Origin of the sequence: Gilliamella sp. G0441 (genome assembly GCF_050589305.1) — a bacterium.
Lineage (GTDB): Bacteria > Pseudomonadota > Gammaproteobacteria > Enterobacterales > Orbaceae > Gilliamella.
The window spans coordinates 126540-146496 of sequence record NZ_JBNRJF010000001.1 but is presented as its reverse complement, the minus strand read 5'-3'; the positions used below and the strand labels follow the sequence as shown (position 1 = coordinate 146496).

General features: G+C 35.4%; 15 protein-coding genes and 1 riboswitch. Of the genes, 9 read left to right on the top strand and 6 right to left on the bottom strand.

What is annotated here, in order from left to right; translation table 11 throughout:
- Window positions 1-105: 105 nt before the first annotated feature.
- Window positions 106-402 (bottom strand): hypothetical protein, encoded by a 297-nt coding sequence (locus ACKJXD_RS00655; RefSeq protein WP_220215300.1) that lies wholly within the window; start codon window positions 400-402, stop codon window positions 106-108.
- Window positions 403-609: 207 nt separating this feature from the next.
- On the opposite strand from ACKJXD_RS00655, the gene ubiG reads away from it, so the two are divergent.
- From ubiG to guaB, 3 genes are all read left to right on the top strand, one after another.
- Entirely contained in the window at window positions 610-1314 is a 705-nt protein-coding gene (gene ubiG, locus ACKJXD_RS00650; RefSeq protein ID WP_430875239.1) for a bifunctional 2-polyprenyl-6-hydroxyphenol methylase/3-demethylubiquinol 3-O-methyltransferase UbiG, read from the top strand.
- Between the two features lie 239 nt (window positions 1315-1553).
- Window positions 1554-2876 carry a gluconate transporter gene (gntT, locus tag ACKJXD_RS00645; protein ID WP_430875238.1) on the top strand — a complete coding sequence of 441 codons (1323 nt, stop codon included), beginning with the start codon at window positions 1554-1556 and terminating at the stop codon, window positions 2874-2876.
- A gap of 162 nt (window positions 2877-3038) precedes the next feature.
- Window positions 3039-4505, top strand: a complete 1467-nt coding sequence (guaB, locus tag ACKJXD_RS00640; RefSeq protein ID WP_220215297.1) for an IMP dehydrogenase — start codon at window positions 3039-3041, stop codon at window positions 4503-4505.
- A gap of 145 nt (window positions 4506-4650) precedes the next feature.
- On the opposite strand, the gene ACKJXD_RS00635 is transcribed toward guaB, so the two are convergent.
- The gene (locus tag ACKJXD_RS00635) at window positions 4651-5667 is read right to left on the bottom strand and encodes an amidohydrolase family protein (protein ID WP_430875237.1); all 1017 of its coding nucleotides are present in this window, start codon (window positions 5665-5667) and stop codon (window positions 4651-4653) included.
- Between the two features lie 466 nt (window positions 5668-6133).
- Here ACKJXD_RS00635 and ACKJXD_RS00630 point away from each other — a divergent pair, with 466 nt between their 5' ends.
- Window positions 6134-6424, top strand: coding sequence for a putative quinol monooxygenase (locus ACKJXD_RS00630; RefSeq protein WP_430875236.1), 291 nt, complete (start codon window positions 6134-6136; stop codon window positions 6422-6424).
- Between the two features lie 45 nt (window positions 6425-6469).
- Here the strand turns inward: ACKJXD_RS00630 and pbpC are convergent, their stop codons facing one another.
- The 3 genes from pbpC to ACKJXD_RS00615 all read right to left on the bottom strand — a co-directional run bounded on the left by pbpC (window position 6470) and on the right by ACKJXD_RS00615 (window position 11584).
- A complete protein-coding gene (gene pbpC / locus ACKJXD_RS00625; RefSeq protein WP_430875235.1) occupies window positions 6470-8809 on the bottom strand; it encodes a penicillin-binding protein 1C in 2340 nt (779 codons plus the stop codon).
- Window positions 8810-8848: 39 nt separating this feature from the next.
- The gene (gene argS, locus ACKJXD_RS00620) at window positions 8849-10582 is read right to left on the bottom strand and encodes an arginine--tRNA ligase (RefSeq protein WP_220215293.1); all 1734 of its coding nucleotides are present in this window, start codon (window positions 10580-10582) and stop codon (window positions 8849-8851) included.
- 354 nt (window positions 10583-10936) lie between these two features.
- Entirely contained in the window at window positions 10937-11584 is a 648-nt protein-coding gene (locus ACKJXD_RS00615) for a hypothetical protein (protein WP_220215292.1), read from the bottom strand.
- A 394-nt stretch (window positions 11585-11978) separates the two neighbouring features.
- Window positions 11979-12081: riboswitch (TPP riboswitch) on the top strand.
- A 40-nt stretch (window positions 12082-12121) separates the two neighbouring features.
- Here ACKJXD_RS00615 and thiB point away from each other — a divergent pair.
- The 5 genes from thiB (at window position 12122) to dinB (ending at window position 18418) form a co-directional block, all read left to right on the top strand.
- A complete protein-coding gene (gene thiB, locus ACKJXD_RS00610) occupies window positions 12122-13114 on the top strand; it encodes a thiamine ABC transporter substrate binding subunit (protein ID WP_294826017.1) in 993 nt (330 codons plus the stop codon).
- 14 nt (window positions 13115-13128) lie between these two features.
- Entirely contained in the window at window positions 13129-14706 is a 1578-nt protein-coding gene (gene thiP, locus ACKJXD_RS00605) for a thiamine/thiamine pyrophosphate ABC transporter permease (protein ID WP_220215290.1), read from the top strand.
- A 22-nt stretch (window positions 14707-14728) separates the two neighbouring features.
- The gene (thiQ, locus tag ACKJXD_RS00600; RefSeq protein ID WP_430875234.1) at window positions 14729-15388 is read left to right on the top strand and encodes a thiamine ABC transporter ATP-binding protein; all 660 of its coding nucleotides are present in this window, start codon (window positions 14729-14731) and stop codon (window positions 15386-15388) included.
- A gap of 186 nt (window positions 15389-15574) precedes the next feature.
- Window positions 15575-17281, top strand: coding sequence for a phosphoethanolamine transferase CptA (gene cptA / locus ACKJXD_RS00595; protein ID WP_430875233.1), 1707 nt, complete (start codon window positions 15575-15577; stop codon window positions 17279-17281).
- 81 nt (window positions 17282-17362) lie between these two features.
- Window positions 17363-18418, top strand: a complete 1056-nt coding sequence (dinB, locus tag ACKJXD_RS00590; RefSeq protein ID WP_430875232.1) for a DNA polymerase IV — start codon at window positions 17363-17365, stop codon at window positions 18416-18418.
- 90 nt (window positions 18419-18508) lie between these two features.
- Here the strand turns inward: dinB and ACKJXD_RS00585 are convergent, their stop codons facing one another.
- Window positions 18509-19945, bottom strand: coding sequence for a 6-phospho-beta-glucosidase (locus tag ACKJXD_RS00585; protein ID WP_220215286.1), 1437 nt, complete (start codon window positions 19943-19945; stop codon window positions 18509-18511).
- Between the last annotated feature and the right edge of the window lie 12 nt (window positions 19946-19957).

The window sequence follows — 19957 nt, the reverse complement described above, 5'->3', positions numbered from 1 at the left end:
ATCAAACTATTCACAAGAAATCATTACAGTCATTGACAATATTGTTTAAAAATTTAACTAGAATTGGCGTCAATCATTAAAATGAATCAAATGATTCGATTATTATTAGATCCAACCGATGAGTTTCAATATACCGATAAGGGTAAAAAGTAACCAGGAAGGTAATATCATAATCCAAATACTGATACCAAAAAAGAAGGCTAAAATGAAGTTATAAACGCCTACTATAAAATATATTATATTTGTTTGGAGATCTTGATAACTGAATCCAAAAGCACCATCGGTTATCATTAAAATAAACATTGGAATCAGTGCAAAAATAAACATGATAAAACTGCCTATAATTGGTATATCCATTATTTTTATTAAACTAGGTCGATTTGTTCTTAGCGCGATTATCATAATTTGTCTTCCTTATATTATATTTATACCGTTTTTATGAATTAAATTAATTGTCTATTTTTTATTGGTAAAAAGTATATCATTTGAGCGCTTAAACTAAGTGGATTTTTTTGTTAATAAAAAGCGGGCAGTGTAAGCTATTTTATTGATAATTGATTGGAGTTAGCATATAGTAAAACCCATTTTTTACACTTTAAAAACGCCAGCATGTCACAAAATATCGATATTAACGAAATAAATAAATTCTCACAATTAGCCGCACAATGGTGGGATCCAAATGGTCAATGTAAACCTTTGCATATCATTAATCCATTACGTGTTGATTATATATTGCAACAATGCGAATCTCTTACTGGCAAAAAGGTGTTAGATGTCGGGTGTGGTGGTGGCATCTTATCAGAAAGCCTTGCTAAACTCGGTGCGCAAGTGACCGCTATCGATCTGGCGGAGGAGTCTTTAAACGTTGCCAAAATGCATGCTGAGCAAAATGGTCTTTCTATCGATTACCAAAAACAAACCGTTGAAGCGCATGCAGAAGAACGATCAGAATATTATGATGTGATTACTTGTATGGAGTTATTAGAGCACGTCCCCGATCCATTCTCCATCATTAATGCTTGTGCTAAGTTGCTAAAACCAAATGGCAAACTTTTCTTATCAACAATTAATCGAAATACCAAAGCAAAATTATTACTTATTTATGGCGCTGAATACATTGCTCGGCTTGTACCAAAAGGAACACATGATTTTAATCGCTTTATTCGACCTTCAGAATTAATGGACTTAGTTGAGCAATCTAAATTAGCGGTTAAAGGCATTATTGGTATGGAATATCATCTTTTAAAAAATCAATTTAAATTAGGTCACAATGTGGATGTAAATTATATTTTAATGGCGCAAAAAGAACTTTAAATTTGAAAGTGTGATCTTATTCTCATTTCTAATAAATAGTGTAAATTTTCCTCTAACATTCCCACATATATCGATACTATGTGGGTAAATACTTATTGTTAATTCATTCGTATTTACCCATAAAATTCGATGTGTTCAAATCTTAATTGAATTGCAATTTTCTAATTATGTTTAAAGTATTTAAGGCTAGTTGTGTCAATTTAACCAGATTGGATGTCGTTGATTAAGAGGAGTTGATTATGCCATTAATTATTATTGCTTTTGGTGTCTTGATGTTATTGATTCTCATGTTACCTTTGCGAGTTAATGGTTTTATCGCATTAATTTTGGTGGCACTTAGTGTCGGTGTTCTGGAAGGGATGCCCGTTATGGAGATCATCAAATCAATCAAAAATGGTGTCGGTGGCACGCTTGGCAGCTTAGCATTAATTATGGGATTTGGTGCAATGTTAGGCAAATTACTCGCTGATTGTGGAGGTGCACAGCGGATAGCAACAACGCTCATTGCCACTTTCGGCGATAAAAAGATTCAATGGGCAGTGACACTTACGGGATTTATAGTTGGATTTGCTCTGTTTTATGAGGTTGGTTTTGTTTTATTGTTACCCTTAATTTTGACTATAGCGGCAACCTTAGGTATCTCTCCGCTATATATTGGTATTCCTATGGCAGCGGCTTTGTCGGTTACACATGGTTTTTTACCGCCGCACCCTGGACCAACAGCGATTGCACAAATATTTAAAGCCGATATGGGAAAAACCTTACTTTATGGCACAATTATTGGTATTCCAACCGTCATACTAGCTGGGCCTATTTTAACTAAGTTACCTTTTATTCGTGCTATTAATCATCCTGTTGAAGAAGGTCTATATAATACTAAAACATTTACTGAACAGCAGATGCCTAGTTTTTGTGTCAGTCTTTTTACCGCATTGATTCCAGTTATATTAATGTCAATCCGAGCCATAAGTGAAATGACGTTAAATAATGGGCATTGGTTGCTACCCTATGTTGAATTTTTTGGGGATCCAGTCATTGCAACGCTGATATCAGTATTAATAGCCATATTCACTTTTGGTTTATTACGTGGCCGTAGCATGTCAGACATCAATACTAGCTTAGTTGATTCAATTAAAATTATTGCAATGATGCTATTGATTATTGGGGGTGGTGGGGCATTTAAACAAGTTCTTGTCGATAGTGGCGTGAAAGTTTATATCGAACAGATAATGCATGGATCGACTATTTCCCCCATTGTTATGGCGTGGCTAATTGCAGCCTTATTAAGATTAGCCTTAGGTTCAGCAACGGTTGCAGCACTAACGGCAGGTGGGATTGTTTTCCCATTAATTGCTTCAACGGGTGTTAGCCCAGAATTAATGGTTATTGCAACGGGTGCGGGTAGTGTCGTTTTTTCGCATGTAAATGATCCTGGCTTTTGGTTATTTAAAGAATATTTTAATCTGAGCATTACCGAAACATTGAAATCGTGGTCTTTACTCGAAACAGTGATATCTGTCAGTGGATTAATCGGCTGTTTGATCATTAATCTTTTTTTATAAGGTTAGTTTGTATGAGATATAATTATTTTTGATGAAATAATAAGAAGGATAACTGTTCAAACTATTTCAAGAATCAAAATACCGCTGGTCTTTTATCGCAAAAGTCAGTAGAATACATCGGCAATATTTTATCAACAATTCAACTCAATGGTGAATATTGTCATGTCTCGTATAGTTAAAGAAGCACTTACATTTGATGATGTGTTATTAGTTCCTGCCCACTCCACGGTATTACCCAACACTGCTGTTATTTCTACTCAGCTAACCCAAACAATTAAACTCAATATTCCGATGCTGTCAGCTGCAATGGATACGGTGACTGAATCCGATTTAGCCATCGCCCTAGCTCAAGAAGGCGGAATTGGTTTTATTCATAAAAATATGTCAATCGAAGCTCAGGCTAACCATGTAAAAAGGGTGAAAAAGCATGAAAGTGGTATCGTCCAAGATCCCGTGACCGTTTTACCTACTGCCACGATTCGAGATGTTATCGAACTTGCTAAAGAGTATGGTTTTGCCGGTTTTCCTGTGGTTACTCAATCTCAAGAGTTAGTGGGGATTATTACTGCTCGAGATGTTCGTTTTGCGACTGATTTATCGTTACCAGTAACGGCAGTCATGACACCAAAAGAACGACTTGTTACGGTAAAAGAGGGCGAACAACGTGAAATTGTGCTGAAAAAAATGCATGAACACCGTGTTGAAAAAGTGTTAGTTGTTGATTCCAAATTTCACCTTAAAGGAATGATAACGGTTAAGGACTACAATAAAGCAGAACAAAAACCACATGCTTGCAAAGATGAAAAAGGGCGTTTGCGCGTAGGGGCTGCTGTGGGAGCTGGTGCAGGCAATGAAGAACGTATTGCGGCATTGGTTGAAGCAGGTGTTGATGTTTTATTGATTGACTCATCTCATGGACATTCAGAAGGTGTATTAGAGCGGATTCGTCAGACAAGGCAAGCGTATCCGGAATTACAAATTATTGGGGGGAATATTGCTACTGCGGAAGGTGCAAAAGCATTAATCGATGCAGGGGTAAATGCAGTTAAAGTCGGTATTGGTCCAGGCTCTATCTGTACTACGCGTATTGTGACAGGTGTTGGTGTGCCACAAATTAGTGCCATTATGGATGCAGTTGAAATGGCTCAACGACATAATATTCCTGTTATTGCTGATGGTGGTATTCGTTTTTCGGGTGACATTGCTAAAGCCATTGCCGCAGGTGCATCATGTGTTATGGTTGGCTCAATGTTTGCTGGAACAGAAGAAGCCCCTGGTGAAATCGAATTATATCAAGGTCGAGCTTATAAATCTTATCGAGGTATGGGATCACTTGGCGCAATGGCGAAAGGTTCATCTGATCGTTATTTCCAATCTGATAATGCCGCTGATAAATTAGTTCCTGAAGGTATTGAAGGCCGTATTGCCTATAAAGGCCCATTAAAAGAAATCATTCACCAACAAATGGGAGGATTACGTTCTTGTATGGGATTAACTGGCTGTGCCACTATCGATGAGTTAAGAACGCAATCTAAATTCTATCGAATAACCGGCGCTGGCATGAAAGAAAGCCATGTTCACGATGTGCTAATAACCAAAGAGCCACCAAATTATCGAGCTGGATCTTAATTTTTTATCAGAATAAAAGCATCGTTAATCATTGATGCTGTTCAATAATAGTAAAAATCCCAACAATTTCAGCGTTGTTGGGAATCTTAATCTCTAAAGAGGGATAATCTGTTTTAACAAACTGATTTATAACGCCTTGCGTTAATTACTCAAGTCCCAGCACTTTACGTCCATTTCGAGTGGCGACGTTAACCACATTATCTAAATCGGTATATCGACATCCTGTTACTAACAGTTTTAGCTCTTCCCACATGTTACCCGTTGAAAAGGGGAGCATATAATCACTGACATTATCGGTGCCAATCGCAACAGGAATTCCAGCGGCGGCTAATTCATCAACAGGGGTTAAGGAGTTACGGGTTGGGCCTTGTTCTTCACGCCTTGGACTGTCAATCCACGCAAACGGGCAGGCAATCACCATCATTTGGGCTTCTTTCATTTTTTTGTATAATTTTTGACGATATTCTAAGCTATGGGCAGTAATTGAAATACTATGAATTGCCACTACACGACCATGCATTGCATGTTCTAAGGTTTTATCTGTTAATTGCTCTGTTTCTATCTCATCGGATGAATTAAATTGATCTACATGAACATGCACCATTTTGCCTAAAGATTTGCCTGTTTGCATTAATACATCTAGATGTTTAAGTCCCATACCTTCACCATGATCACGTTCATCACGGCGAGGTAAGCCACCAATAATATCGACAAGATCGGCACCTTTATCAAACCAATAGCGGGCCTCTTTATCAATTACGCCTTTTAAGGTCTGATTCACCAGTTTAATGGTGATATCGTTTTTATAGGTTTCTCGTGCTCGTAATGCGCCTTTGATTGCACGTTCTTCAGCGATAGGGTCTATATCCACAAATGAGCCCATGGCACTAACACCTTGTTCAATCATTCGTTCAACAGCCATACTAAAATGACGATAATAGTCTTCTTCCGTCATGCCGGCTTTGACTTTGTCTAACGTATCCCATTTTTCAATCAATGTCTGTTTTTGGTACACGTCAAAACTGTCAACGGTAATTGTAAAAGCACGATCAGCGTGCATATGTGCATTAACCCAACCGCCATTTTGCTTGATTTTGTTCATTAAAAATGCTTTTAAACTTTGATCTCGACTGGTTAATAACATCTTTTTGTTGTCTGTCATATTATGCCTCTACTGATAAATTACCTAAAATTTGTTTTGAAAATCAAAAATAATAGCTAAAAAAAATCCTCCATAAAGGAGGATCAAAAATAAAAACAACAATTTTTAAACGACTCATTGTTGATTTACATAGGTTCATGGTTTGGAAAACTCTTGTTGGTTATTTAATGGCAGAAATTCTAAACATATCTTGATTAAGATCAAGCTTTAAAATTCAGTAAATATGTAATTAAATGTTATAGTTAAAGTATTATTTTTTAGATTTTATTACTATGAATTAACTTCTTCACAGTCTTATTTTATTTATTTTGTAAGGAAGAAAAACTTAACTGCTTATTTATTAGGAATAAGTCGCTGTCGAAAAATTGAGATTTGTCGATTAATCTTTTTTTGTCTACTTATTGATATTAAATTAACCTATATTGGTATTATCACTAAACTATTTGTTATCAAAAAAGAGGTCTATATGAGCCAGTTAAATATAGTTGCTACTCTAAAAATAAAGCCTGAATTTCGTGGTGCTTTTCAAACGATTTTTAAAAAACTAGTGGAAGAGAGCCAAAAAGAAATCGGATGTATTCGCTATGAACTTAATCAAAGTATTGATGACCCTGATGTTTATATCGTCATTGAAACATGGGTCTCTAAACAGGCAATTAACAATCATAACCTAACTCCTCATTTTAAAGCGTTTGCTTCATTTGCAAAGGATCATACTGAAAAACTAGATATTTGTATTGCCAAACAAGTGTTATAAAAAGCAAGCTAGCAAAAATTGCTAGCTTGATTCTATTCATAAAAGTTAATTGAGTAACTCGACTTTGACATTCCTTGTATTGCTTCGACCCATATCGTCTAATACAGTTATTTTAAATGTACCACTTTCAGTTGGAACCCAATCAATTGCTTTATGAGGCTCAGTTTCCCCCATAAAACTGTCATTGACAAACCAGTATAATGATTTTGCACTACCATCACTATTCGCGGTAAAGCTAATTTTTTCATTCTTCTGCTTAGTTGAACGAAATTGATAAACCACATTTTTCAGTGGTGATGTGATCTTAGGTGGATCGCCTAAATAGTTTTGTGTTAAAGCACAATGGGATGTTTTAGGTGGCGATTTTTTTGGAAGTCCTGCTTTAGCAAATATTGCAGCTAAATCTGATGGCCAGTATTCAAAAACTTCTAAGTGCGATGTTTTGGGATCATAAGGAGGACAAACAGCTTTCCCCGTTTTATTATCAATCATTATAGGTCTAAATATCGTATCGGGCTTAATAGGTGAAACACCGGGTATAAACCATGTTTTTCCTTTTGCTTTACACCATTTAGTTAATAAATTTCCACTTGTAAGACAAATGTCGACTCGTTTCATATTTGTCGGCAAAGTGCGGTTAGGTTCACGTAAATTAGGATAATATCCATTGATACTGTCAATAATGTTAAAAAATAGTGGCGTCGCTGCATTTACACCAATGAAGGCATGATTTCCACTTCCATCAAAATTTCCGAGCCATACCACCATAGCGTAATGACCAAATACTCCCGCCGTCCATGCATCGCGAAATCCCCATGAGGTTCCTGTTTTCCAGGCTACAGGTAAAACATTTCTCTGCATTTTGCTTAATATATCTTTTGGACGAGTGTTTTGTTTCAACATTTCCATTGTCATAAATGCAGCTTCTGGACTTAGTTGCTTTTCTGGCTTATCTTGATCATCTGATTTTATAAATTTGAGTGGTTGCCAGTTACCTTGATTGGCAAGCATGGCATATAAGCCTACTAGTTCTTGAGCAGTAACTTCTCCTCCACCTAAAACTAACGATAACCCATAATGTTTTTCATCGGCTAATTTTGTGATATGAGAATTCACTAAGAATTGATAAAAACTTGGATGATGTAATTGTGATGCTACAGTTACCGCAGGAATATTACGACTATGGATTAATGCATCTGTTGCGGATATAGGACCACGAAAATTGAGATCAAAATTTTCAGGGGTATAAAAACCAAAGTCTGTTGAAACATCTTTTAAAATTGTTCGAGGATGTAAAATTCCTTGATCAATTCCTAAGGCATAAATGAAAGGTTTCAAGGTCGATCCTGGTGAGCGTTTTGCTAATGTTCCATTGACCTGTCCTTGAATATGCGGATCAAAATAATTAGCGGAACCGAGCAATGCTTTTACTTCCATTGTTTGGGTATCAACTAAAATAATCGATACATTTTGTATGCCTTTTGATCGGTTACGCTCAATGAATAAGTTAACTTGCCCTTTAATGATATTTTGTAGATTACTATTTAATGTTGTTGTTATCGTGTAAGGTTTACTTGTTTGATTTTGAATGATTTGATTAACAAAATGAGGAGCCTTGAAGGGAAGTTTTTCGGGTTGTCTTAAAATCAATTTTTGAGAAAAAAGCGCAGCAATATCTTCATCGACTTCATAATGTTGTTGCCAACGTTCAAATAATTTGTTCCGAGCTTTAATGAGTGCTTTGCCTGCAAGACCTGTTTTTCTATCAATTCGATAAGTAGGTGATTGAGGTAATACCACTAATGTAAGTGCTTCAGGTAAATTAACTTCTGAAGGTGGCTTATTGAAATAAATATAAGAAGCTGCGCCGATACTCTCGATATTTCGTCCAAAAGGTGCATAATTTAAATATGCCTCAAGTATTTCCTCTTTAGAATACATTAGTTCTAATTGAATTGCTCTGGCTATTTGATTTAGCTTTCCAAATATATTTTTGGTATTTAATCGCCAATGCATTCGGGCGAGTTGCATCGTAATTGTTGATGCACCTTGACGATTACCGCCACCCAAGTAAGTGGCTGAAAATGCTCGCACTAAGCTAAAAGGATTAATACCGATATGATAATAAAACCATTGATCTTCATGTAATAATAAGCCATTTATAATATCAGGTGAAATATCTTTTAGGGGAGTCCAAACTCGATAACGATCATCACTAGCTAAAGTCATACGAATCAATTCACCTTTTTCATCATAAAAACGTGTTGAAAAGGTGAATGATTCCGATAATGGTGGATGGGGATAAAGCCGAACAGCAATAATGGCTATTAAAAGTAATAAAAAAGCCATCAATTTATTTTGATGACGAATAATAAACTTTTTCATATTACTTTTCAGCATCCATTCAATTTATTCTATTAAATGCTACATTTTGTCAACGGTTTTTATGCCTAACATATCTAACCCAATTTTCAGTGTTTTTGCTGTCAAAGAAGCCAGTTTTAAGCGACTTAATTTTAGGTTTTCATTTTCGGCTGTCAAAATAGGACAGTTTTCGTAAAAACTTGAAAAAAGCGTTGCGATATCATAAAGATAAGCACAAAGCACATGAGGCGTGCCTTCATTTGCTAACACTGATATAGTTTCATCAAATTGAATTAATCGTGTGGCTAATGCGCGTTCTTTTTCTGTTTCTAAAATAATACTTCCCGATAAGTCATCTTCTGAAATATTGGATTTTCTAAATACCGATAACACACGAGTATAAGCATATTGTAAGTAGGGTGCCGTATTACCTTCGAAAGAAAGCATATTGTCCCAATCAAAAACATAATCAGTGGTACGATTTTTAGAAAGATCAGCGTATTTAACCGCACCAATAGCAACGGCATCGACGACTTGTGCTAATTCTTGTTCAGTGAGTTCTGGATTTTTACTTTGAATTAAGACTTTTGCCCGTTCAGTCGCTTCATCTAAAAGATCATTTAATTTAACCGTATCACCTGATCGTGTTTTAAACGGTTTACCGTCTTTTCCTAACATCATACCAAACATATGGTGTTCGAGTTTTAAAGAATCAGGCACATATTTGGCTTTATGTACAATTGTCCAAACTTGTTCTAAATGCTGATGCTGACGTGAGTCGGTATAGTAAAGTATGCGATCGGCGTGTAATGTTTCATAACGATACTTAGCACAGGCGATATCGGTTGTTGCATAAAGGTAACCGCCGTCGCGTTTTTGAATAATCACGCCCATTGGTTCGCCTTCTTTATTTTTGTATTCATCTAAAAATACAACGATTGCACCTTCGCTTTCTACCGCTAATTTTTTATGTTTTAAATCTGCCACAATGCCGGGTAACATTTTGTTATAAATGCTTTCGCCCATGGTGTCTTCAACGGAAAGTGTGACATTTAAACGTTTGTAAGTCGCAATATTTTGCGTCATGGTAATATCGACCAATTTTCGCCACATTTCACGACAATATTCATCACCACCTTGCAGTTTTACAACATAATTACGTGCTTTTTCAGCAAAAACTTCGTCTTCATCGTAATGTTTTTTTGCTGCTCGATAAAACGATTCCAGATCGGATAGTTGCATATCATTAGCATGTTCATTTTGCATTTTTTCCAGATAAGCAATGAGCATCCCAAATTGTGTTCCCCAGTCACCGACATGGTTAGCACGGATAACATTATGACCAAGAAAAGTTAAAACTCGTACAGTGGCATCCCCGATGATTGTTGAACGTAAATGACCGACATGCATCTCTTTGGCAACATTCGGTGCTGAGTAGTCTACAACAATCGTTTGTGCTTTTGCAGGTAAGGTAATATTCAGTTTATCGCTACTCAGTGCAACTTCATTTTGTTGAGCAATCCAACTATTTTTTAAAAAGATGTTAATAAAACCGGGGCCAGCAATTTCGACTTTTTCGGCAATGTCATCAATATCTAGATGTTGTAAAACCTTTTCCGCCAACGCTCTTGGTGGCATTCCTAGTTTTTTGGCGGTTGCCATGATGCCATTAGCTTGATAATCGCCAAATTGTACTTTAGCTGATTGTTTAATTAAGGCATCACAGTTATTATCAGCACCGGCCATTATCATTGCTTGCGAAACACGTTGAGTTAGTAATTGTTGAATATTCACACTAAACCTAATCAATTATCATAAATGCCCAATATAATACCGATAAAGTAAACACTTGTCACGGCTCAGATGATGTCGTTTACTTTAGTTTAACAGGGTTTTGATTAGCTGTTTGAGTGTTTTTTACTCAAAGCTCGTTTTTGTAAAAATTGCAAATCATTATCTTTTGCTTGAATCAGTGGCAACTGTACAAAAACGATTCAGTTGGCCTAGTTTTTCAATGTTTCTATTAATCGTTTGGTCGCTCTTCAGTTTTAATGCCGTTTCAAGTGCAGTATTGTCGTAGATAAATTTTTCTAATTGAGTAAGTTTTTCACCAATTGATTAACCAATAAAATTGACATCAAATAAATACTATTCATTAGTTGTTTTTATTCTCGTTGCATAATTGGTTGTTGTTATCGGGATATGCCTGATGTTAGGATTATTAATTAGTAACCAATCAGGTAGTGCGCTTTCGTTTTCGACTAACCAAATAATCGTATTAAAAAATAATTTATTATCTGAACCTATTAATTTTGGTTTTTCTTGTTTTGATAAGGCAAGACTACGGGCAAAAAGCTGATGCTCACTAAAACTTAAATTATGATGGTCTTTACTTAAATGAGATTGGTAGTCGATGATTAAAGCAACTGGTTGTTCATTGTAACTGACTAATTCATCCAACGTATTGCTTAAATGATTTATTTTAGCTGAATCTGATTTATGAAGGGCGTTCAATCTAAGTCGTTTAAATATTTCATCACTGTTAACAGCAGGTAAACTTGGTGTTTGAATTTCTTCAAATCCGGAATTTGAATTCCACATTAAAACATGGCTAAACTTCGCATCTTTTAACACTTGAAAAATTAATAATTCTAATTTTTCTGAAATAATTGATCCTGTACTGTCTTTATATTTTTGTAAATCATGGATATTTCCGGTTAAAACAAATTGAGATTTTGATGGTAAATAGCGTATCAGATCACGCATCCAGCGAGGTTTTTTTGAAAGTTGAGACATAATTAATCCTTTAATCGTTATTAACTAACTGATTTAATCATTATATACAAAGCGATAGAGTAACATCTACTTTTTTTTAAATAAAAACTTAATCTTTATTCACATTTCTTAAAATTAAATAATGAAATTATGATTATATTTAGTTTATTATTTTAATCTCAAGATGACTAACAATAATTATAAAGATGGTGATGAAGTTTATTTTTAAAAATTGAATAAGTTTTTTGAGTTATCAAGGAGTGATGTTTGAAGAAACTCGAAGTTTATATTGGTTTTAAGTTTGATTGCTGTAGCTAATAAAGTGACTGAAAATTTAAAGCTAGAACCCCTTAATCTCCTTATTTCATCGATAATATTTATTTACAATCAAACTGCGACCTACTAAACTAATCACCTGTTCTCAACGGGGTGCCCAAAAGGCTGAGAATGTTGATTAACATAACCCGTCGAACCTGATCTGGATCATGCCAGCGGAGGGATTTGAGTTATTATGTCTGCTCAAACCTTTTGTCTTTTATTCACTATTTTGGAGGCAAAATGTTTCGTAATAATCTTCTTTTATTCATTGTTCTTTCATCTTTTTTCATTGTTTCTACTGCCAATGCCAAGCCAACTTTAACCGTTTATAGTTATAATTCTTTTATGTCTGAGTGGGGGCCTGGTGAAGCCATTAAGCAAGGTTTTGAAGCGGAGTGTGATTGTCAATTGGATATCGTTTCGTTAGGAGATGGTGTATCTATTTTAAATCGGATCCGGCTCGAAGGGAAAAAGACTAATGCTGATGTTATTTTGGGATTAGACAATAACATCATACAACAAGCTAAGTTAGCTAATATTGTTATTCCTCATCAAATCAATAAGCCTGATAATCTTAACACTGATTGGTGGGATAATGATTTTCTTCCTTATGATTTTGGTTATTTTGCTTTTATTTATAACAAAGATAAAATAAAAACTCCCCCACATAGTATGCAACAACTTGTTGATAATAAAGCCAATTGGCGCATTATTTATCAAGACCCAAGAACCAGTACGCCAGGACTAGGTTTATTGTTTTGGATCAAAAAAATCTATGGTGATGATGCCGCTAATGTATGGAAAAAGATCGCAAAAAATACGGTAACCGTTACGAAAGGTTGGAGTGAATCTTATGGAATGTTTTTGAAAGGTGAAGCTGATTTTGTTTTAAGTTACAGTACATCGCCGATTGCTCATATTATGAATAATGATCATCGCTATGAAGCAGCAATTTTTGATGAAGGACATTATCGTCAAGTTGAAGTTGCAGGTATTATCAAATACAGTCAGCAACCTGAGTTAGCACGTCATTTTTTACAGTATTTACTCAAACCTGAAGTACAACGTCAAATTGCTGAAAAGAATGTAATGTACCCGATTATTCAAACGACATTACCTGAGGCTTATCAGCAAATAAAGCCTGTCACAAAGGCGTTAGAATTTGACCCTGAGCAAGTTGAAAAAGAACAAAGATCTTGGATTCGTGAATGGCAGTCAGCAATCAGTAAATAATCCAAGATAGTTGCATGTTGAATTTTAGAACATTAATACCGGGTATTATTGCCTCAAGCGGAATAATTGTTGTTCTGGGGAGTGCGCTATTATCCATTTGTTATTATGCGATAACCTCAGGTGAGATAAATAGTTATATTGATAGCTATTTATTACATATTTTGTGGATAACTTTTTATCAAGCCACACTATCAACATGTCTATCTATTATCTTAGCTATTCTAATGGCAAAGGCTCTATCCATGGTTGAGTTTTGGGGTAAAAGGTTATTATTACGAATAATGCCGGTGACATTCATTTTACCGGCGCTTGTTGTCGTGACAGGGCTTTTATCGGTTTATGGGCAACAAGGTTTACTCTCTAGCATTTTTACATATTTAGACAGGCCTTTTTCTTGGTCTATTTATGGTTTAAAAGGAATTTTATTAGCTCACATATTTCTAAATTTTCCGTATGTTTGTTGTCTGTTTTACCGAACGCTGATGAGTGTGCCTGTTGAACAGAAACAGCTAGCCGCTCAATTAAATTTTTCAGGTTACACTTTTTTTCGATTGGTTGAATGGCCACATCTTCGTCGGCAAATTTTGCCTATGGCATCGCTGATTTTTATGCTCTGTTTTTCAAGTTTTGCGATTGTGTTGGCTTTAGGCGGTGGACCAAAATATACCACCATTGAAGTAGCGATTTATCAATCCATTCGTGATTTTGATTTTATTCAAGCGGTTTTGCTTTCCTTATTGCAATTGCTTTGTTGTGTAGGCTTTATGGGAATAATGCAAAAGTTTAATAATAATAAACAAGTCACAATGCGTTTTATAAAGCAAAACTATCGTTTTCCTGTTTCTGGCTTGGCTGTCTTGCTAAGTTCAATCATGATTATTATGGGGGGATTATTTATTTTACTTCCTTTGATAAATATTGTGATTGATGGTGTTTATTTTTTCCGTTTGTCACTGTTCACGCCAACCTTTCAACATGCAACACTGTTTTCACTTTTCATTGCATTGGGATCGGCACTGGTAACCCTGTTAATGTCACTATTTATTCTTTGGACAAATAGTCGATTGCTCATTTATCATAAGATAACGTGGAGTAATCGATTAATGTTAGCCAGTTCGTTAATTTTAGCGATTCCCAGCATGATTTTAGCGTCAGGATTGTTTATATTATTTTATCAGTATGCAGGTAATACTTGGTTTATCTGCATTTTATTAATATTATGTAATGCTTTAATGGCATTACCTTTTGTGATTAAAAGCCTTGCTATCCCTATGTTTGATGTGACTAAGCGTTATTGGCTATTAAGCCAATCACTAAATATTGAAGGGATGAATCATTTTTATTTGATTGAATATAAAGCATTAAACAAATTAATGTTAAAAAGTTTTGTTTTTTCGGCTATCTTATCTTTAGGGGATTTTGGCATTATCGCACTATTTGGTGGGCAGTCAGTCATCACATTGCCTTATTACCTCTATGAGCAACTATCGCATTATCATTATCAAGATGGTAGTGTCACAGCGGCAATATTATTAATTATCTCTTTTAGTTTATTGGTTTTGGTGGATGATGATCACTCTCAATCATATTAATTATCATTATGATAATTTTAAAATGTTTTTTAATTTTGGTATTGCCGCAAAAGAACGGGTCGTCATTGTTGGGCCAAGTGGTGCGGGTAAAAGTTCATTATTGAGTTTAATTGCCGGTTTTATTTCACCTGATACAGGAAAAATAATACTCGATGATCAAGATATGACGAATGTCACTCCCGGAAAACGCCCCGTATCTATGTTGTTTCAACATAATAATTTGTTTGACCATTTAACGGTTCAAGACAATATTGCTTTAGGATTAAAACCTTCTTTAAAGCTTAATATTTCACAAATGCAAATTATTGATGATATTTTAGCGAAAGTTGGATTAACAGGATTTAATCAACGTTACCCTGAACAATTATCGGGTGGTCAACGTCAACGAGTTGCCTTAGCAAGGTGTCTAATTCAACATCGTCCGATTTTACTTTTAGATGAGCCTTTTTCAGCACTGGATCAATCACTACGTTTTGAAATGCTTGAATTAGTTAATCAAATCTGTGAAGAATTTGAATTAACATTAATGATGGTGTCCCATTATCTGGATGAATCTTTGTATTATTTTTCACGATGTTTAGTTGTCGATGAAGGACAGATTATTTTTAATCATTCACCCAAAAAGTTAACCTGTGCAGAACATCAACATGTTGCTCAGCTATTAGGCTTGAAGTCGATTTAATCCGCTAAAATTAATCTTTAGCTGAGCAGTATATTCATTGAAAATATGCTTAATATTGCTTTTATGCATTAATGATTACAGTTGGCTATTGTTTTTTTCAATATCGAATGTGAGTGCTTAAGGTTTTATTAATCTACCCAATGTATCTTATAAAAACTTTTTCATCATGATTCTTTATTGATATTTATGCAAAATTTGAAAGCAGATCAGAAATTTAGTTTTTCCTCGTTATTTTTGATTATATTATTTTTTACTTATTTTTCATCCGCTTTGCAATTGTATATCGCTTTGTCGGGACATTCCAATTTTATCGGATTAAGGGATTCGATTATTTACAGTCTAATTTGGCTGATACCGGTGTTATTTTTTCCTAATTATACTCGTAAAATTGCAGCCATTTTTGGGATTATAGTTGGCGGATTGTCTTTAATTTCGTTAGCGTATTTTGTGATTTATCGGCAGGAGTTTTCACAAAGTGTTTTTTTTATAATGGCTGAATCAAATTTCAATGAATCTAATGAATATATTCAGCAATACTTGAGTTTTAAATTGATTGCCGTATTAGTCGTCTATATTTTAGTGGCGCTATTTCTTTGGAAACAAGTCAAGCCGGTTTATGTCCAAAATAAAACTAAGTGGATAGTTTCATTGTTGATTGCTATTTATGCTTTGATGCCACTAGCAATCAGTGTAATGGTAAAAAAAACCTCCTTTGAGAGAGCGGGAGCGCATTTATTAAGCCGTATGGAAACGACAGTACCTTGGCAATTAATGAGCAGCTATATCGCTTACCGTTCACAACTTTCTAATATGGAAAATATTCTGAACAATTTGCAATCTTTGCCTTCATTCGAAAATTTGAAAGATAGTAATGGAGATACACCGAGAACATTAGTCTTAATTATTGGGGAATCGACTACACGGACAAGAATGGGGATTTATGGTTATAACCGAAATACTACCCCTATGATTGAACAATTTAGAAAAGAAAACCCAAACTTATTGGTTTTCAACGATGTTGTCTCATCCAGACCTTATACGATCGAAATTTTAGAACAAGCCCTGACTTTTGCCGATGAACAGCATCCCGATTTGTATTTAAAGCAACCGTCACTCATTCATCTTATGAAACAAGCAGGGTATAAAACATTTTGGATTACCAATCAACAAACAATGACTAAACGAAATACGATGTTAACCATGTTTTCTAAGCAAACAGATAAACAATATTATATGAATAACGATCGTAACCAAAGTGCCAGACAATATGATGATGCTGTAATTCAGCCTTTTAAAGAAGTGTTAACCGATCCCGCTAAAAAGAAATTTATTGTTATTCATTTACTTGGTACACATATGAAATATGAATTTCGTTATCCGAAAAATAGTGAATATAACGTTTTTCAAGATAAGACAGGCATTCCATTCGATATTGACGATGATAACGCCAAAGTCTACAACAGCTATGATAATGCAGTGAGTTATAATGATTATGTAATAACGACTTTGTTTAATACTTTTAAACAGAGCCATAATAACGGTTTTATGTTGTATTTTTCCGATCATGGTGAAGAGGTTTATCAAACACCACCGTATGATGTCTTAGGACGAAATGAAAAAGCACCAACCAAACCGATGTATACCATTCCGTTTATACTTTGGGAATCACCAAGTTGGTTAAAAACGCATCCTAATGATTATCAAGCTTACGTTGATCGAAAATTTAGCTCACAAGATTTAATTCACACTTGGTCTGATTTAGCCGGCTTAAGTTACAGTTTATATCAGCCTGAAAAAAGTTTAGTCAATCCTAAATTTAAACAATCAGTACGTTGGATTGGTGATCCTTATGATAAAAAAGGTTTAATGGATTTTGATAAATTGTTTGAGTAGTTGATATCCTGATTGCACAAGCATTTAAGGTATGATATTGTATATTTATACAGTTATATTTTAGATGCTATCATTCAGATTATGCGAAAAATCATTCATGTTGACATGGATTGTTTTTATGCGGCAGTTGAGATGCGTGACAACCCTCGATACCGTAACATCCCCATTGCAGTAGGAGGAGATCCTCGTAAACGAGGTGTTGTGGCGACAGCCAATTATTTAGCTAGGCAATTTGGTATTCATAGTGCTATGCCAATGGCTCAAGCAGTAAAGTTGTGCCCGAATCTTAAAGTCATACCGGGAAGACATGCTGTTTATAAAGAAGTTTCAAACCAGATTCATCAGATTTTTCAGCGTTATACTCAAGCAATCGAGGCTTTATCACTTGATGAAGCCTATTTAGATGTGACAGATTGTCAACTTTGTCATGGTTCGGCAACATTAATTGCCAAAGATATTCGTGAAGCTATATTTAATGAACTGGGGTTAACTGCGTCAGCCGGTGTTGCACCACTTAAATTTTTAGCTAAAATTGCTTCAGATATGAACAAGCCTAACGGTCAATATGTGATTACGCCTGATGAAGTCGAGCAATTTATACAGCAACTTCCTCTTAAAAAGATTCCAGGTGTGGGTAAAGTCACGGAAAAAAAACTGGCTGAATTAGGGTTGTTCAATTGCCAAGACGTCTTGAAATATGATTTAACTAAATTACTTAATCAATTTGGTAAGTTTGGTCGAGTGCTTTATGAAAGATGTCAAGGCATTGATGAGCGTGAAGTCTGTAATGACAGGCAACGTAAATCAGTGGGGGTTGAACGTACTTTAGTTGATGATATTCATACTTGGGATGACTGTTTATTGCAACTCGATCCACTTTATGAAGAGTTAGAAAGACGATTAAGTAAAGTCAGAACGGATTTATCAATAGCCAGACAAGGGGTAAAATTTAAATTTGATGATTTTCAACTTACGACACAAGAACATGTCTGGGCAAAGTTGGATAAACAAGATTTGATTGAACAAGCGTACAAAGTTTGGCAAGAACGGCGTAATGATAGGGGAGTGAGGTTAATCGGCTTTCATGTCACCCTTATTGATCCACAATTAGACAAACAGTTAATCTTTCCTTTTTAGCTATTTAAAGCATTAAGGCGTTAAGCTGAATTTATGGGGATGATTGAAATATCACAAAATCCCCATAAATGAGTTTGGCTTAACTAAGTCTTATTCCAAACTTTTTCCATTGGTCTGAATGACTTGTTTATACCAATCAAAGGAATCCTTCTTATATCGTTTCATGCTACCATTACCTTCGTTATCACGATCAACATAGATCACACCATAACGTTTTTTCATTTCGCCAGTGGTAAAGGATACAACATCTATAATTCCCCATGCGGTATACCCAATAACATCGACCCCGTCATAGTCCATTGCTGTTAACATTGCTTTGATATGTGCACCTAGATATTCAATTCGAGGTTGGTCATGTATTTGATGACCATTTTCGAGTTGGTCAATTGCCCCGAAACCATTTTCTACAATAAATAACGGCAATTGATAGCGATCATATAAACGGTTTAATGTATAGCGTAAACCTTCCGGGTCAATTGGCCATCCCCAGTCACTGCTTTTAATATAAGGATTTTCTACCGCATTCGGTAAAGCGCCATTAACGATATTGTCACGGTTATCATTATTGACATCAGCTTTAACGACTGTTGACATGTAATAACTGAAACCAATGTAATCAACTGTGCCTTGTTTCAAACATGCTAAATCTTCTTGCGTAATATCAAGTTTATAACCTTCACGCTCAAACTCTTTTAATGCATAAGCAGGATAATAACCTCGGACATGAACATCAGGGAAGAAGAATCGTTGATGCATTGCAATCTCGGAAGCCATCATATCTTCCGGATTACACGAGTATGGATAGATTGGTACGTGAGAAATCATACAACCAATTTGAAAGTCTGGATTGATTTTTTTACCCGCGATAACGGCTTTAGCACTGGCTAAGAGTTCGTAATGAGCAACTTGGTAAAGGACTTCTTGCGGATTTTCGCCAGCTTTGACTTGCACGCCAGAATTAGTCCAAAAGAAGATAGGGTTGCTCGTATCCATTTGATTGTTGATTTCGTTAAATGTCATCCAGTATTTAACTTTGTTTTTATAACGCTCAAAACAGGTGATCGCAAATCGCTCAAAAAACTCAACCGTTTTACGATTTCGGAATCCCCCATATTCACGTGCAATATGTAAAGGAATCTCAAAATGGGATAGGGTAATGACCGGTTCAATTCCATTGGCAATTAATTCATCAAATACTGCATCATAAAAACGTAATCCTTCTTCATTTGGCTGTAATTCATCACCTTTTGGGTAAATTCTTGTCCAAGCTATTGATGTACGGAGGCATTTAAGACCTAACTCCGCAAATAGTTTAATATCCTCTTTATAGTGATGATAAAAATCGATTGCCGTATGATTTGGATAAAATTTTCCTGCTTCAATGTCTTGCGTAATTTGTCTTGGAACACCGTGGGCACCGGCTGTCATAACATCAACTACACTTGGACCTTTACCGCCTTCATTCCATCCGCCTTCAAATTGGTGAGCAGCTAATGCACCGCCCCATAAAAAAGTTTTTTGCTTCATATCTGTGTTCCT

Excerpts from the sequence above, each read along its gene's own strand:
- ACKJXD_RS00655 (WP_220215300.1), bottom strand. The coding sequence starts at position 402 with ATGATAATCGCGCTAAGAACAAATCGACCTAGTTTAATAAAAATAATG.
- ubiG (WP_430875239.1), top strand. The coding sequence starts at position 610 with ATGTCACAAAATATCGATATTAACGAAATAAATAAATTCTCACAATTA.
- gntT (WP_430875238.1), top strand. The coding sequence starts at position 1,554 with ATGCCATTAATTATTATTGCTTTTGGTGTCTTGATGTTATTGATTCTC.
- guaB (WP_220215297.1), top strand. The coding sequence starts at position 3,039 with ATGTCTCGTATAGTTAAAGAAGCACTTACATTTGATGATGTGTTATTA.
- ACKJXD_RS00635 (WP_430875237.1), bottom strand. The coding sequence starts at position 5,667 with ATGACAGACAACAAAAAGATGTTATTAACCAGTCGAGATCAAAGTTTA.
- ACKJXD_RS00630 (WP_430875236.1), top strand. The coding sequence starts at position 6,134 with ATGAGCCAGTTAAATATAGTTGCTACTCTAAAAATAAAGCCTGAATTT.
- pbpC (WP_430875235.1), bottom strand. The coding sequence starts at position 8,809 with ATGAAAAAGTTTATTATTCGTCATCAAAATAAATTGATGGCTTTTTTA.
- ACKJXD_RS00615 (WP_220215292.1), bottom strand. The coding sequence starts at position 11,584 with ATGTCTCAACTTTCAAAAAAACCTCGCTGGATGCGTGATCTGATACGC.
- thiB (WP_294826017.1), top strand. The coding sequence starts at position 12,122 with ATGTTTCGTAATAATCTTCTTTTATTCATTGTTCTTTCATCTTTTTTC.
- thiP (WP_220215290.1), top strand. The coding sequence starts at position 13,129 with ATGTTGAATTTTAGAACATTAATACCGGGTATTATTGCCTCAAGCGGA.
- thiQ (WP_430875234.1), top strand. The coding sequence starts at position 14,729 with ATGTTTTTTAATTTTGGTATTGCCGCAAAAGAACGGGTCGTCATTGTT.
- cptA (WP_430875233.1), top strand. The coding sequence starts at position 15,575 with ATGCAAAATTTGAAAGCAGATCAGAAATTTAGTTTTTCCTCGTTATTT.
- dinB (WP_430875232.1), top strand. The coding sequence starts at position 17,363 with ATGCGAAAAATCATTCATGTTGACATGGATTGTTTTTATGCGGCAGTT.
- ACKJXD_RS00585 (WP_220215286.1), bottom strand. The coding sequence starts at position 19,945 with ATGAAGCAAAAAACTTTTTTATGGGGCGGTGCATTAGCTGCTCACCAA.